The organism is Hydrogenophaga sp. (genome assembly GCF_025699295.1).
GTDB lineage: Bacteria > Pseudomonadota > Gammaproteobacteria > Burkholderiales > Burkholderiaceae_C > Hydrogenophaga.
This window is the reverse complement of the sequence record NZ_JAILWB010000015.1, coordinates 17,930-32,627: the sequence shown is the minus strand read 5'-3', so window position 1 is coordinate 32,627 and position 14,698 is coordinate 17,930. Positions and strand designations below refer to the sequence as shown.

Genomic DNA, 14,698 nt, shown 5'->3' with positions numbered 1-14,698 from the left:
GGGTATACCCGCAAAGTCGACGGGGGGCGCTTCGCGGGATGACCAAAGTACTCGTTCATGACACCATTGCGGTGCCATGACGCCACCTTCAGATGCCACCGATACCGCCCCCGACATTCTGGCCACGCCGCTGCGCGCCCTGATCCAGCGTGCGCCCGTCGCGCTGCCCGCGACCGCCAGCATCCGCGACGCGGCTCAACTCATGAGCGAGCAGCGTGTGTCCTCGGTGTTGATCGTCGAGCAGGGGGTGCTGTTCGGCCTGGTGACCGACCGCGACCTTCGCAACCGGGTCGTGGCCACCGGCATCGACACACAGCGCCCGGTCATGGACGTTGCCACGCTCGCGCCGGTGTGCGCCGACGTCGAGGGCATGGCCTTCGACGCGCTGCTGGTGATGGCACGGCACAACGTGCACCACATGCCGGTGCTCGATGGGCAGCGCGTGGTCGGCATGCTTACCGCCAACGACCTGACCGAGCACAACAGCGGTTCGGCGGTCTACATGGCCGGCGAGATCCACAAGCAGACCACGATCGAGGGCCTGCAGAAGGCGGTCGCCAAAGTACCGCAGCTCCAGCAAAGCCTTGCCGCCGCTGGCGCCTCGGCCTACGGCACGGGCCACATCATCACCACCATCACCGACGCCGTCACGACCCGGTTGCTGCATCTCGCCGAGAGCCAGTTGGGGCCTCCCCCGGTCGACTACGCCTGGGTAGCGGCCGGCTCCCAGGCGCGCAGCGAGCAGACCGCAAAGACCGATCAGGACAATGCCCTGGTGCTGGACGACAGCTATGACGAAGCGCGCCACGGCGAGTACTTCAAGGCGTTCTCGAGACAGGTCTGCGACGGCCTGCATGCGTGCGGCTACGTGCACTGCCCCGGAGACATGATGGCCATGAACGACGCCTGGCGGCTGCCACGGCGGCGTTGGGCCGATCTGTTCGCGCGCTGGATTGACGAACCCGATCCGAAGTCCCTGATGCTGACCTGCGTGTTCTTCGACATGCGGGCTGTGCACGGTCGCAGCGAGTTGCTGGGCACATTGCGCCGCGATGTGCTCGAACGCACCCGCAAGCAAAGCATCTTCCTGGCGTACATGGTGGGCAACGCCTTGAGTCACCAGCCCCCCCTGGGCATGTTCAACCAGCTCACGCTGCTGCGCAGCGGCGAGCACAAGGGCACGGTGGATCTCAAGCACAACGGCATCGTGCCCATCGTCGATCTGGCCCGGGTATGCGCCCTGGGCGGTGGGGACGAATCCGTCAACACGCATGACCGGCTGCTGCACGCTGCCAGCGGCGGCATCCTGAGCGAAAACAGCTCGCGGGATCTGCGGGACGCACTGGAGTTTCTGGCCGCTACGCGCATCCGGCACCAGGCGCGCCAGATGGCCCAGGGCCAACCGCCTGACAACTTCCTGAGTCCAACAGAGGTAAGCAATTTCGAGCGCTCCCAGCTCAAGGACGCGTTCCGCGTCGTCAAGACCTTGCAGGAGGTTCTGGGCCAGCGTTTCCAGGCCGGACGCTTCTGAGCGTCCCACTCAACGCACTTCAGTACTTCAGGCGCGCGTAGTAGGTTCGCTGCGAGGCCTCGCGTGCCTGCCCCAGCGTGTGGATGCCGCGCTCGGCCAGCAGCGGCAACAGCTTGAGGAATATCTCGGCGGTCACCATGGCGTCGCCCATGGCGGTGTGCCGCCCGATCACGGGCACGTCCAGGCGCTCAGCAATCGCCTCCAGCCGGTGCGAATCCTGGTTCGGGTGCAGCACGGCCGACAGCAGCAGCGTGTCGAGCACCGGCTGATCGAACACCACGCCGGTCTGCTTCTCCTTGAGCTGCAGAAAGCGCATGTCGAAGGCCGCGTTGTGCGCCACCAGCACCGTGTCCTGCGCAAACGCCCGGAAGGCCGGCAGCACCTTGGCGATGGTGGGTTGGTCGACCACCATGGAAGGCTGTATGCCATGGATCGGGATCGAGGCGGCCGGAATCGAACGGCGCGGGTTCACGAGTTGTTCAAAGCATTCGTGGCGCAGCAGTTTGCCATTGACAATGCGCGCCGCGCCGATCTGGATGATCTCGTCCCCCTGCGCAGGGTCCAGGCCGGTGGTTTCGGTGTCGAACACGGTGTAGGCCAGATCGCTCAGGGGACGGTCGTCCAGCGACCGGGTCTGCTCGGTGGTGCGAAAGAGGTCGAAATCGTAGTACTCAGGCCGGCTCTCGCCCCGCAGGTACAGCGTCGTGTCCAAGCGGTCCTGCGGATCAGCCAGTGGCACCAGCAGCCGGAAGAAAGCCTGGTGGCGCGTGCGCTCGCGCTCGAACCAGAACGCGCCGCCATGGCGCTCGACCACATCACGCACCGTCAGGCCGGAGGTATCGGCACCGGCCGTTTTCATCGGATCGAGCTCCCAGCTCATCACGGTCTCGGTGCTCATGGCCTGGCCCGACCAGATGAGGTCGAGCTGCGCACGGCCGCTGGCCGCCGGTGCGGGTGTGAGCCGCAGTTCCACGAAGCGCACGCCGAACTCATCTGACAGCCGGCCCGCCAGATACACCAGCACCTGCAACAGCGAAAAGCTCTCCACACGCAACCACAGCGAGGCGTCGATCTCCAGCGTGGTGGCCGACATGCCGGTCACCGTCTCGATGCGCCGCATCGCGGCGTTCAACAGATCGGCTCCCAACATGTCCTCGAGCGGCCAGCGCGCCTTGAAGCTGCGGGCTGCATCCGCGTCCAGCGCGGCAATGCGCTGGCTCAGCGTCCGTGTCTCCTCGCGGATCACGCCGAGAAAACGCTCGCGCGCCGACACTTCCAGATCCGGAAGGTCGAGCACATCGAGCGCTGCCTGCATGTTGGCCAGCGCGGACCGGCTGCCTTCGGTCAATGCGTGCAGCGCGTGGTCGCGGTGGGAAGCCTGCTCGTAATCGCGGGTGATGTTGTCCAGCATCAGCACGAAACCGCTGAGCTCGGCGCGGTCGGCCACCAGTTCGGCGGTATCGGGCAGGCTCATCGCCTGGGGCGATCGAACGGGTGCCATCTGCACACGCAGCAGCTGCCCGGTGGCGGTCGTGGTGACGAACTGGGCAGAGGGCTGCCCGATGCCGCGCAGCATGCGCTGCTGGATGTTCTCAAGCGCATGCGCCACCAGCTTGCGGTCGAACACCGTGTAGATGGAACGCCCCAGGCCGAGCAACTCCGCGCCGCCGCCCACGCCCGAGGTTTGCGAGAGCGCCTGGAATTGCTGGCGCGCGCGCTGGTTGTACAGCAACACACGCCCGTCCAGGTTGCACACCACCACGCTCTGCGTGAGCTCGGCCATCAGCGCGGCCAGGCGGCTCTTTTCCTGCTCGATGTCCCGGCTGGTGTCCCGCACGCGCGCGTCCATGTCGCGACGCAGCAAGGCGCGCTGCGCCACAAGGCGGTTGACCAGATCGGTGAGCGCCCGTGTTTCGGCACTGCCCCGCACCGGCAACTCGCGCTCGACCTCGGCACTGGCCAGCACCCGCCCCTGCTCGACCAACTGTGCCGCCGGCTCCACAAAGTGCGCCAGCAAGGCGCGAACGGCCATGGTCGCACCCGCCGCGAGCACCAGGCCCATGAGCACGAGCAAGGGTACGCGCGACCCCAGCAGCGACGCCACCTGGGCGCGTTGTGGCACGTCCAGCGTGGCCCAAAGAACCACCGCGGTGAGAGCCAGCCACAGCGCCACCCCCGCGCACAGCACGATCGCTCCCGCGGGCCAGCGTCGGTCGATGGGGCGACGACGGCTCATCGAACCCGCCCCGGTTGGCACGTCACGGTCATCCGCTTTCCTGCCCCAGCATCTCGTGCACCTTGTCCACCAGCTCACGGGTGGAGAACGGCTTGGTCATGTAGGCGTTGGCACCCAGGGCCAGCCCTTTGGCCACGTCGGTGTCGCGCCCCTTGGCGGTGAGCATCACGATGCGCGTGTCCTGCAGCGCGTCGTTGGCGCGCACCTCGCAGCAGACGTCGAAGCCGGTCTTGACCGGCATCATCACGTCCAGCAGCACCAGCGCCGGGCGCTCGCGCAGGATGGCATCGATGGCCTCCTGGCCGTCGCGCGCGAGCACCACCTCGAAACCCTCGCGTTTCATGAGGAACTCCAGCGAGATCAGGATGTTCGGTTCGTCGTCGGCAATCAGGATTTTTTGGCCCATGCGATGTCTCCGTGGTCAGATGGCCGAGGCCGGCGGACGTGGCAGGAAGAAGCCGAACGTGGCGCCCTGGCCAGGCGTGGAATGCAGCCACATGCGTCCACCAAAATGGGCCACGATCTGGCGGCTGATCGGCAGTCCCAGGCCGGTGCCCCCTGGCCGGTAATGGGCATCACCCTCCACCTGCCGAAACCGCTCGAACACCATGTCCTGCTGTTCCAGCGGAATGCCAGGCCCGTTGTCCTGCACCTGCACCTCCACGCCTTCTTCGGTCTCCTCCAGCTTCAGCACAACGTGCCCGGTGTCCCGAGGGGCGTATTTTGCGGCGTTCGACAGCAGGTTCAAAACCACCTGCGTGAGCCGGTCCGCGTCGGCACGGATCGGGCGCACCCGCGCGGGCAACACGCGCTCCAGCTCCACGCCCCGCTCGCGGCAGGTTTCCTCCATCGTGCGAGCCGCCTGTTCGAGCAGTTCGCGAATGTCCAGCGTGGTCGTGTGCCACTCGGCATGGCCGGCTTCGATCTTGGCCATGTCCAGCACCTGGTTGACCAGCCGGCTCAGGCGCTCGGTCTCGGCCACGATGATGCCGACAAACTGCTGACGCTGCACAGTGTCCATGTTCGCATCGTCGCGCATGAGTTCGGCCAGCGCCCTGATCGATGTCAAGGGTGTGCGCAGTTCGTGGGTCACCGAGGACATGAAGTCGTCCTTGAGCCGGTCCAGGCTCTTGAGTTGCTCATTGGCCGTGCGCAGTTCGGCCGTCGCCCGTTCCAGCGAACGCGACTTGTCTTCCAGCGCATGCGAATAGGCACGCAGTTGCGAGGCTTCGTCCAGGATGCGCATCACGTCATCCAGATCGAGCGCCTCCTCCTCCACCACCGACGAGACCATCACGCGCGCCGAAGCGCTGCCGATGGCGCCGGCCAGCTGGGTCTCGACGAAATGCACCAGGCGCGCGTCGGCCGGAATCTGATCGATGCGCCCGACCCCCACCAGGCGCGCGTAGTCGGTGAACAGGCGCTGGGCCGTGTCGACGCCCAGGAACCGCCCGACCAGCGGCAGCAGGGCCGACACCTGGGCCTTGCCCTGCCAGAACACCGGCCGCGTCCCCGCAGTGCGGTGGAACACATCGACGAACAACAAGGCCTGGCTGGTCTCGCGCGCCGACGGCGGGCGCCACAGGGACACGCCCACATAGCCGGCGATGTTGGCCAGCAGGCTCCAGAACAGCGAGTGCGTGAGGTTGTCCAGGCCCTTGAGGCCGAGGAAAGCCTCGGGCATCAGCCAGGCCTGCCCCCAGGGGCCGAATTCCAGGAAGCCACCGGGCAGCCAGCCCGACTTGGCCAGCGAGGGCAGCATGAGGGTGTAGGCCCAGAAGCCGAACCCCAGCAGCAGACCGGTCAGCGCCCCGCCCCGCGTGCCGCCCTTCCAGTACATGCCGCCGAGCAGGGCGGGCGCGAACTGCGCCACCGCCGCGAAGCTGATGAGACCGATGCTCACCAGCGCATACGCTTCGCCCGCGAGGTGGAAATACAGGTAGCCCAGCAACAGGATGCCCAGGATCGCCAGCCGCCGGATCAACAACAGCAGGCCCGTCAGGTCGCCGCTGGCGCGCGCGCCGAAGCGGTGCATGCGCAGCAGCAGCGGCATCACCAGGTCGTTGCAGACCATGGTGGACACCGCGATGGCCTCGACGATCACCATGCCGGTGGCGGCCGAGAGCCCGCCAACAAATGCAAACAGCGCCAGCGCGTACCAGCCTTGCGACAGCGGCAGCGAGAGCACGAAGGTCTCCGGGTCCATGCGGCCGGCGCCGAAGTGCAACAGGCCACCGACGGCGATCGGCAGCACGAACAGGTTGATCAGCAGCAGGTACAGCGGGAACGCCCAGACCGCGCGTCGCAAGTGCTGCTCGTCGACGTTCTCCACCACCATCATCTGGAACTGGCGTGGCAGGAAGATCACCGACAGCATGGCCAGCAAGGTGAGCCCCAGCCACTGGGCGTAGGCAAACGGCTGGCCCTGGTCGAACTGCAGCAGGAGGCGCAGTGCCTCGATCTCGCGGGCACGCTCGAACAGTTCAGCCGGGCTGCCGAACAGGCCGAAGCTCACGAACAGGCCGACCGCGAGAAACGCCACCAGCTTGACCACCGATTCGAACGCGATCGCCGCCACCATGCCCTCGTGGCGCTCGGTGCTGTCGAGGTGGCGCGCGCCGAAAACGATCGTGAAGCCCGCCAGCGCAATGGCCACGTAGAGCGTGCTGTCGCTCCACCAGTCCGCGCTTTGCACCGCCGGCTGGCCCAGCGGCGAGGTCAGCACCGCGTAGCCGCTGGCGATCGCCTTGAGCTGCAACGCGATGTAGGGCACGATGCCCACCACCGTGATCAGCGTCACCAGCCCGGCCAGCAACTGGCTCTTGCCGTAGCGGCTGGCGATGAAGTCGGCGATGGAGGTGATGCGCCAGGTCTTGGCGATGCGGATCATCTTGCGCACCACCATCCAGGCCAGGATCATGGCCAGCATCGGACCCAGGTAGATCGGCAGGAACCACACGCCCGACGTGGCCGCGCGGCCGACGCTGCCGAAGTAGGTCCAGGCGGTGCAGTACACCGCCAGCGACAGAGCATACACCCAGGGGCTGGCTATCACCGAACGCCCCTGCAGGGCGCGCAGATCGGCCCAGTAGGCCACCGCGAACAACAGCAGCAGGTAGGCGAAGGAAACGCCGATGACCAGTGGGGCGGACAGCATGGTCGGCGGCTCGGTTGCTCAGTCGGTCCGCTCGGCGTCGATGCCGCGCTCGGCCACCCAGGCCAGCGCAGCGATCAGCGCGGCCCACACCACGAACAGCGCGAGCGGAAACAGCGGCAGCCCCCACAAGGTGACATCGTGGTCCCACAGTGCCAGCAGCGGAAAGTTGAACAGGGCCCAGCCGGCAAAGAACAGGGCCACCAGACGTTGAGCAGCAAGGCCTTGAAACATGCGGGTCTCCTCGACAGCGTGGGCCGGGCGGTCACCCACGCTTCGGTCGATTGTGCCCCAGCCCCCTCGCCTGCCCCTGTTGCGGGTGCACATGAAAAAAGGCGGCAGGCCTTTCGCCCTGCCGCCTTCATTGCCATCGAGGGAAACCGGAACCTACACCGGGTTCGTCGACAACAGTTGCCAGGTGTCGACCACGGAGTCCGGGTTCAGCGAGATCGAGCTGATGCCCTCGTCGCGCAGCCACTGGGCGAAGTCGGGGTGGTCGCTGGGGCCCTGGCCGCAGATGCCGACGTACTTGCCCTCGGCCTTGCAGGCGCTGATGGCCATCTGCAGCAAGGCCTTGACGGCCGGGTCGCGCTCGTCGAAATCGTGCGCGAGCAGTTCCAGGCCGGAGTCGCGGTCCAGACCCAGGGTGAGCTGGGTCAGGTCGTTCGAGCCGATGGAGAAGCCGTCGAAGAACCGCAGGAAGTCACGGGCGAGCACCGCGTTGCTCGGGATCTCGCACATCATGATGACCTTGAGTTCGTTCTCGCCACGCTTCAAGCCCTTGTCGGCCAGCAATTGCGTGACGCGCTCGGCCTGCGCGAGCGTGCGCACGAAAGGCACCATCACCTGCACGTTGGTCAGGCCCATGTCCTCGCGCACGCGCTTGAGCGCCTCGCACTCCATGGCGAAGGCCTCGCGGAAGTCCTCGCTGATGTAGCGCGCGGCGCCACGAAAGCCCAGCATCGGGTTCTCTTCCTCGGGCTCGTAGCGCGAGCCACCCACCAGCTTGCGGTACTCGTTGCTCTTGAAATCGGACAGGCGAACGATCACCGGCTTGGGCCAGAAGGCCGCGGCGATGGTGGCCACGCCCTCGGCGACCTTGTCCACATAGAAGGCTCGCGGCGAGGCGTGGCCGCGGGCCACCGACTCCACCGCCTTCTTCAGGTCGGCGTCGATCTGCGGGTAGTCCAGGATGGCCTTGGGGTGCACGCCGATGTTGTTGTTGATGATGAATTCCAGCCGCGCCAGGCCCACGCCGCTGTTGGGGATCTGCGCGAAGTCGAAGGCCAGTTGCGGGTTGCCCACGTTCATCATGATCTTCACGTCCAGCGCCGGCATGTCGCCGCGCTGCACCTCGGTGATCTCGGTCTCGAGCACGCCGTCGTATATGTTGCCGGTGTCGCCTTCGGCGCAGCTGACGGTGACCAGGGTGCCGTCCTTGAGCAGGTCGGTGGCATCACCGCAGCCCACCACGGCCGGAATGCCGAGTTCGCGCGCGATGATGGCCGCGTGGCAGGTGCGCCCGCCGCGGTTGGTCACGATGGCGCTGGCGCGCTTCATCACCGGCTCCCAGTTCGGGTCGGTCATGTCGGTCACCAGCACGTCGCCGGGTTGCACCTTGTCCATCTCGCTGATGTTGTGCACCAGGCGCACCGGGCCGGTGCCCACCTTCTGCCCGATGGCGCGACCGCTGGCCAGCACCGCGCCCTTGCCCTTGAGCTTGTAGCGCACCTCGGTCTTGCCCGCGCTCTGGCTCTTCACCGTCTCGGGGCGTGCCTGAAGAATGTAGAGCTGGCCGTCGGTGCCGTCCTTGCCCCATTCGATGTCCATCGGGCGGCCGTAGTGTTCCTCGATCACCAGCGCGTACTTCGCGAGTTGCTCGACGTCGGCGTCGCTCAGGCTGTAGCGGTTGCGCTGCTCGACCGCCACATCCACCGTCTTGACCAGCTTTCCACTGCTGGCCTTCTCGTCTGGCGTACTGAACACCATCTGGATGAGCTTGCTGCCCAGGTTGCGGCGAATCAGCGCGCGCTTGCCCGCCTTGAGCATGGGCTTGTGCACGTAGAACTCGTCGGGGTTCACCGCGCCCTGCACCACCGTCTCGCCCAGGCCGTAGCTGCTGGTGATGAAGACCACGTCCTCGAACCCGCTCTCGGTGTCGATGGTGAACATCACGCCGGCGGCACCCAGGTCGGAGCGCACCATGCGCTGCACGCCGGCCGAGAGCGCCACGTCGGCATGGGCAAAGCCCTTGTGCACCCGGTAGCTGATGGCGCGGTCGTTGTAGAGGCTGGCGAACACCTCCTTCATCTTGTGCAGCACGTCCTCGATGCCGACCACGTTGAGGAAGGTCTCCTGCTGGCCGGCGAACGAGGCGTCGGGCAGGTCTTCCGCCGTGGCGGACGAACGCACCGCGAACGAAGCCTTGGGGTTGCCGGCGCTCAGTTTCGCGAACTCGTCGCGGATCGCCTGCTCCAGGTCGGCCGGGAACGGCTGGTTTTCCACCATGGCGCGGATCTCGGCACCGGCCTCGGCCAGGGCGCGCACGTCCTCGGTGTCGAGCGCGTCCAGGCGGGCGTTGATGCGTGCGGTCAGGCCGTCGTGTTGCAGGAACTCGCGAAACGCGTGGGCCGTCGTGGCAAAGCCCGTGGGCACCTTCACACCGGTGGGCAGTTGCGAAATCATCTCGCCGAGGCTGGCATTCTTGCCGCCGACGGCCTCGACGTCGCTCATTCGCAATTTCTCGAACGGCACGACAAGATCGGTCGCTCCAAACAGCTGGGACATGGGAAAGCTCCTAAGGTTGAAAAACCGGGGGTTCCATGCGCCAGCGGGCGACCTGTTGTTCTGTTGTGGGTCTGGCACCGGGCAGGGAAGCAGATGCGGGGGCCGGCGACTGATAATGGCCCCGGCACAACACCCAGCATTGTAAGGACGCGGCCTCATGCCCAACAGAACGGCCTTCTTCATCTCGGACGGCACCGGCATCACCGCCGAAACCTTCGGCAACGCCATCCTCGCCCAGTTCGAGGCAACCGTGCGCCGTGTGCGCCTGCCGTTTCTGGACAGCGTGGACAAGGCCCACCAGGCGGTGCGCCAAATCAACCACACGGCCGAACTCGAGGGCCAGCGCCCGCTGGTGTTCACCACCGTGGTCAACATGGATGTGCTCTCCGTCTTCCGCGAACACTGCCGGGGCATGATGCTCGACATGTTCGGCACCTTCGTTGCACCGCTGGAACACGAACTGGGCATCAAGTCCAACCACCGCGTCGGCCGATTCTCGGACGCATCCAAGAGCAAGGCGTACAACGACCGCATCGAAGCCATCAACTTCTCGCTGGCGCACGATGACGGCCAGAGCCACAAGGACCTGGAGGGTTCGGACGTGATCCTGGTCGGCGTGAGCCGCAGCGGCAAGACGCCCACCTCGCTCTACCTGGCGATGCAGTACGGCCTGAAGGCCTCGAACTACCCATTGATTCCGGAGGACTTCGAGCGCCGCAAGCTGCCGCCGGCGCTGGTGCCGCACCGCAAGAAGATCTTCGGACTGACGATCGCGCCCGAGCGCCTGAGCGAGATCCGCAACGAACGCCGGCCCAACTCGCGCTACGCCAACCTGGACAACTGCCGCATGGAGGTGAGCGAGGCCGAGGCCATGATGCGGCGCGAGGGCATTCGCTGGCTCTCGACCACGACCAAGTCGATCGAGGAGATCGCCACCACCATCCTGCAGGAAATCCGGCCCGAGCGCCTGGAGTACTGACCGCTCGCGCAAGGCCCTGCACGGCGCGGCTCAGCGCTCCGGTGCGGACTTCTTCTTGCCGATGCCGTGCGCCTGACGGCTCAGGGCAAACGAAGCAAACAGCTTGAGCCACAGCGTCACGCCGGCCACGGCGATCCACTGGTCGGAGGCCAGGGCCTGAAAGCCCAGCACTGCCACGAGCAAGCCCACCATCACCACTCCCCCGATCAGGTTGAAGACCATCTCGTAGGGCGCGTAGCGCTCGGCATCGGGCGGAGGAAAACCCTTCTTGAGTGCGACCTCGGAGAAGTCGCGCCTGACACCAATGCGCCAGGCACGGCGCAGCCAGAAGAACGCCACGGGGAACAGGGCGAGCAGGAAGATCCAGTTGAAAATGAAGACGCTGGGCAGTTGCATGGTGTGGTGTTCCTCACGCCGGATTGTCCTCCAGCGGCGGCCAGAAGCGCGAAACCCCGTCAGCAAGCCAACGGGGTTTCGCATCAGGTGCCGACCCGACCGTTGCCGGTCTGATCGGCGCTCAGTGGCTCAGTGGCCGGTGGCGGCACCCGCGCCTCGGGGCACGCGCACCGACTCCACCAGCTCCTGGATGTGTTTCGGCGCTGGGGCCGACATCTTGTTCACCAGGAAGGCTACCGCGAAGTTGACGATCGCGCCCACGGTGCCGAAGGCCTCGGGGGTGATGGTGAAGAAGCCGTTGGCGCCGCCCACCACGTCAAGGTACTCGGTGCCCTTGATGAAGAAGATGCCCTTGTGCGCAAACACGTAGAACAGCGTCACGAACAGGCCTGCGAGCATGCCGGCCACGGCGCCCTTGTCGCTCATGGTGCGGCTGAAAATGCCCATCATCAGCGCCGGGAAGATCGTGGAAGCTGCGATACCGAAGGCCAGCGCCACGGTACCCGCCGCGAAACCCGGTGGATTCAAGCCCAGCCAGCCCGCCACGAAGATGGCCACGGCCATGGCAATCTTGCCCGCCATGAGCTCACCCTTCTCGCTGATGTCGGGCTTGATGGCGCCCTTGATCAGGTCGTGCGAGACCGCCGACGAAATCGCCAGCAGCAGACCCGCGGCAGTGGACAGCGCGGCGGCCAGGCCACCGGCGGCCACCAGCGCGATCACCCAGTTGGGCAGCAGCGCGATCTCCGGGTTGGCCAGCACGATGATGTCGGCGTTCACGGTCAGCTCGTTGCCCTTCCAGCCCGCAGCTTCGGCCTTGCCCTTGACGACATCGCTCTTGGTCTTGTCGTTGTAGTACTGGATGCGGCCATCGCCGTTCTTGTCTTCCCACTTGAGAAGGCCGGTCTTCTCCCAGCGCTTCATCCACTCAGGACGCTTCTCGTACACCAGACTGGCTTCGGTGGCGTACAGATCGCCATTGGCCTTGACCGCGTCCGAATTGACGGAAATGCGGCCGTCTTCGTCCTTGGTCAGGCCGACAGCAGCGTTGACCGTGCCATGCAGGTTGAGCTTGGCCATGGCACCCACGGCGGGAGCCGTGGTGTACAGCAGGGCGATGAAGACCAGCGCCCAGCCGGCGGACAGGCGAGCATCGGACACTTTGGGCACGGTGAAGAACCGCACGATCACGTGCGGCAGGCCGGCCGTGCCGATCATCAGCGACACGGTGTAGAAGAACATGTTCAGCGTCGAACCCGCAGCAGTGGTGGTGTACTGGCCAAAGCCCAGGTCGGTCACCACCTGATCGAGCTTGCTCAGCAGCGACACGTCGGTACCCGCCATGTCCGAGCCCAGGCCCAGCTGCGGCAGGAAGTTGCCGGTCAGGTTCAACGAGATGAAGAAAGCCGGCACCAGGTAGGCCAGGATCAGCACGATGTACTGCGCCACCTGCGTGTAGGTGATGCCCTTCATGCCGCCGAACACCGCGTAGGCGAACACGATGGCCATGCCGATGTAGATGCCTTGCGCGCTGCTCACGCCCAGGAAGCGCGCGAAGGTCACGCCCACGCCCGTCATCTGGCCAATGATGTAGGTCAGCGAAGCAACCAGCAGGCACAGCACGGCCACGTTGCGCGCCGTCTTCGAGTAGAACCGGTCACCGATGAACTCGGGCACCGTGAACTTGCCGAACTTGCGCAGGTACGGTGCGAGCAGCATGGCCAGCAGCACGTAGCCGCCGGTCCATCCCATCAGGAACACGGCGCCGCCGTAGCCCATGTTGGAGATCAGGCCGGCCATGGAGATGAAGGACGCAGCGGACATCCAGTCCGCAGCGGTGGCCATGCCGTTGGTGATGGGGTGCACCCCGCCGCCGGCGACATAGAACTCGGACGTGCTGCCCGCGCGTGCCCAGAAGGCGATGCCCAGGTACAGCGCGAAGCTGGCCCCGACAAAGAGGTAGGTGGTGGTTTGGAGATCCATGGGAATGTCCTGTTGATCAGTCTTCGTGCACGTCGAACCGGCGGTCGATCTGGCTCATCTTGCGGGCGTACCAGAAGATCAGCGCGATGAACACATAGATGGAGCCTTGCTGGGCGAACCAGAAGCCCAGGGGATAGCCGCCCAGCGTGATGCCGTTGAGCAGCGGAGCGAACAGGATGCCCGCTCCGTAGGACACCAGGAACCAGATGACCAAAACCTTGGTCAGCAGGCCCAGCGTGGCAGACCAGTAGGCCCTTGCGTTGCTGTCGCTATTCATAAAAGTCATCTCCTGAAGAAGTGATGCCTGTCGATCGGACGGCATGGGCCGCCACACTTGTGCACGCCACGAACACACGGCCCGAGGCACTACGCGGCGGACTTTGTTTGCGCTTGCTTACAGAAAAATTGCGCGTCACGGCCTTTCTTCCCAAAGCTAGGGAATGCCCCTAGAAGAAAGCCGCGAAGCTGACGCGCAGCTTTCAAATCGAGAGCGTCGAAGGGATTGGAGGGATGCACTGGAATTCCTTGCGACAGCGGCGACCAACCATGCCGCCTTCCGATCACGCACAAGCTGCCGCGCGGGCGGCACTCAATTACTGACAATCACTTACACATTGCGGTTTGCGCGCACCCAACGAAGCATCCAGAATTTGTGACGAATCTCACATCTGGAAGCTTTCACCCGGGGGATCCATGACCCGCAAGGCAAGCACCGCGTCGACGCGCAGACCCCAGGCCCATGCACTGCACATCGGCATCAACGAGGTCAGCGCGGCCCACTACGCCGGCTGGACCGGCCCGCTGGCGGCATGTGAGTTCGACGCTCACGACATGGCGGCGATCTCGAAGTCCGCCGGGATGAAGAGCACCGTTCTGCTGACGAGGAAAGCCACGCGCGCCAGCGTGCTCGCGGCCCTGCGCAAGGCGGCCAGGGCCCTGGGCGCAGGCGACCTGTTCTTCATGAGCTACTCGGGCCACGGTGGCCAGGTGCCTGACGTCAGCGGCGAGGAGCCCGACAAGCTCGACGAAACCTGGTGCCTGTTCGACGGCCAGCTGATCGACGACGAGCTCTATTACGAACTCAGCCTTTTCAAGGCCGGCGTGCGCGTCCTCGTGCTCTCCGACAGCTGCCACAGTGGCACCGTGGTGCGCGCCGCGCGCCCCGCGCCGGGTACGCCCGAACAGCGCCCGCGCATCATGCCCCGTGCCGTGGGACTGCGCGTCTATGCCGAGCACAAGGCCTTCTATGACAAGTTGCAGGCCGACGTGGCCAAAGCCGCCGGTGGCGCGGTGGACGACCCCGACACCGCGCTGGCCAACGTCACCGTGAGCCCCCGGCTCACCGCGATCGTCAAGGAATTCCATCCGGCGGTGATCCTGATCTCGGGCTGCCAGGACAACCAGTTCTCGATGGACGGCAACCACAACGGCGCCTTCACCGAGCAACTGCTCGGTGTGTGGAACAACGGCAGCTTCAAGGGCAGTTACGCGAGCCTGCATGCGCGCGTGCGCGCCGGCCTGCCGCCCACGCAGTCGCCCAACCTGTTCACGCTCGGACCCGCTGCGGCGTTCCTCAAGCAGCAGCCCTTCTCGGTCTGAACGCCGTTCGCCTTCGGTCCCGTCTCCGCATTG

The 14,698-nt window shown here is 65.7% G+C and carries 11 protein-coding genes; 3 read left to right on the top strand and 8 right to left on the bottom strand.

The annotated features are described in order from the left end of the window. Positions 1 to 76 precede the first annotated feature (76 nt). Positions 77 to 1,531, top strand: a complete 1,455-nt coding sequence (locus K5880_RS16370) for a DUF294 nucleotidyltransferase-like domain-containing protein (protein ID WP_297654626.1) — start codon at positions 77 to 79, stop codon at positions 1,529 to 1,531. 19 nt (positions 1,532 to 1,550) lie between these two features. Here K5880_RS16370 and K5880_RS16365 read toward each other — a convergent pair whose 3' ends face one another. From K5880_RS16365 to ppsA, 5 genes are all read right to left on the bottom strand, one after another. After that, positions 1,551 to 3,767 carry an exonuclease domain-containing protein gene (locus tag K5880_RS16365; protein WP_297654623.1) on the bottom strand — a complete coding sequence of 739 codons (2,217 nt, stop codon included), beginning with the start codon at positions 3,765 to 3,767 and terminating at the stop codon, positions 1,551 to 1,553. A 28-nt stretch (positions 3,768 to 3,795) separates the two neighbouring features. After that, positions 3,796 to 4,173: a response regulator gene (locus K5880_RS16360; RefSeq protein ID WP_297654620.1), complete on the bottom strand. Its 378-nt coding sequence runs from the start codon at positions 4,171 to 4,173 to the stop codon at positions 3,796 to 3,798. A gap of 15 nt (positions 4,174 to 4,188) precedes the next feature. Next, positions 4,189 to 6,924, bottom strand: a complete 2,736-nt coding sequence (locus tag K5880_RS16355; protein WP_297654617.1) for a sensor histidine kinase — start codon at positions 6,922 to 6,924, stop codon at positions 4,189 to 4,191. A gap of 18 nt (positions 6,925 to 6,942) precedes the next feature. Beyond that, positions 6,943 to 7,155, bottom strand: a complete 213-nt coding sequence (locus tag K5880_RS16350) for a hypothetical protein (RefSeq protein WP_297654614.1) — start codon at positions 7,153 to 7,155, stop codon at positions 6,943 to 6,945. A gap of 153 nt (positions 7,156 to 7,308) precedes the next feature. After that, positions 7,309 to 9,708: a phosphoenolpyruvate synthase gene (gene ppsA / locus K5880_RS16345; RefSeq protein ID WP_297654611.1), complete on the bottom strand. Its 2,400-nt coding sequence runs from the start codon at positions 9,706 to 9,708 to the stop codon at positions 7,309 to 7,311. Between the two features lie 157 nt (positions 9,709 to 9,865). Between ppsA and K5880_RS16340 the strand changes: the two genes are divergently transcribed. Next, positions 9,866 to 10,687, top strand: a complete 822-nt coding sequence (locus tag K5880_RS16340) for a pyruvate, water dikinase regulatory protein (RefSeq protein WP_297654609.1) — start codon at positions 9,866 to 9,868, stop codon at positions 10,685 to 10,687. Positions 10,688 to 10,717: 30 nt separating this feature from the next. Here K5880_RS16340 and K5880_RS16335 read toward each other — a convergent pair whose 3' ends face one another. The 3 genes from K5880_RS16335 to K5880_RS16325 all read right to left on the bottom strand — a co-directional run bounded on the left by K5880_RS16335 (position 10,718) and on the right by K5880_RS16325 (position 13,343). Continuing rightward, a complete protein-coding gene (locus K5880_RS16335) occupies positions 10,718 to 11,083 on the bottom strand; it encodes a hypothetical protein (protein ID WP_297654607.1) in 366 nt (121 codons plus the stop codon). A 129-nt stretch (positions 11,084 to 11,212) separates the two neighbouring features. Further along, entirely contained in the window at positions 11,213 to 13,066 is a 1,854-nt protein-coding gene (locus K5880_RS16330; RefSeq protein WP_297654605.1) for a sodium:solute symporter family protein, read from the bottom strand. Between the two features lie 16 nt (positions 13,067 to 13,082). Further along, entirely contained in the window at positions 13,083 to 13,343 is a 261-nt protein-coding gene (locus K5880_RS16325) for a DUF4212 domain-containing protein (RefSeq protein WP_297654602.1), read from the bottom strand. Positions 13,344 to 13,759: 416 nt separating this feature from the next. Between K5880_RS16325 and K5880_RS16320 the strand changes: the two genes are divergently transcribed. After that, complete coding sequence (locus K5880_RS16320; RefSeq protein ID WP_297654599.1) at positions 13,760 to 14,665, top strand: caspase family protein; 906 nt, start codon at positions 13,760 to 13,762, stop codon at positions 14,663 to 14,665. Positions 14,666 to 14,698 lie beyond the last annotated feature (33 nt).

Coding starts and splice junctions, on each gene's coding strand:
- K5880_RS16320 (WP_297654599.1), top strand. CDS start 13,760: ATGACCCGCAAGGCAAGCACCGCGTCGACGCGCAGACCCCAGGCCCAT.
- ppsA (WP_297654611.1), bottom strand. CDS start 9,708: ATGTCCCAGCTGTTTGGAGCGACCGATCTTGTCGTGCCGTTCGAGAAA.
- K5880_RS16370 (WP_297654626.1), top strand. CDS start 77: ATGACGCCACCTTCAGATGCCACCGATACCGCCCCCGACATTCTGGCC.
- K5880_RS16340 (WP_297654609.1), top strand. CDS start 9,866: ATGCCCAACAGAACGGCCTTCTTCATCTCGGACGGCACCGGCATCACC.
- K5880_RS16355 (WP_297654617.1), bottom strand. CDS start 6,924: ATGCTGTCCGCCCCACTGGTCATCGGCGTTTCCTTCGCCTACCTGCTG.
- K5880_RS16335 (WP_297654607.1), bottom strand. CDS start 11,083: ATGCAACTGCCCAGCGTCTTCATTTTCAACTGGATCTTCCTGCTCGCC.
- K5880_RS16330 (WP_297654605.1), bottom strand. CDS start 13,066: ATGGATCTCCAAACCACCACCTACCTCTTTGTCGGGGCCAGCTTCGCG.
- K5880_RS16350 (WP_297654614.1), bottom strand. CDS start 7,155: ATGTTTCAAGGCCTTGCTGCTCAACGTCTGGTGGCCCTGTTCTTTGCC.
- K5880_RS16325 (WP_297654602.1), bottom strand. CDS start 13,343: ATGAATAGCGACAGCAACGCAAGGGCCTACTGGTCTGCCACGCTGGGC.
- K5880_RS16365 (WP_297654623.1), bottom strand. CDS start 3,767: ATGAGCCGTCGTCGCCCCATCGACCGACGCTGGCCCGCGGGAGCGATC.
- K5880_RS16360 (WP_297654620.1), bottom strand. CDS start 4,173: ATGGGCCAAAAAATCCTGATTGCCGACGACGAACCGAACATCCTGATC.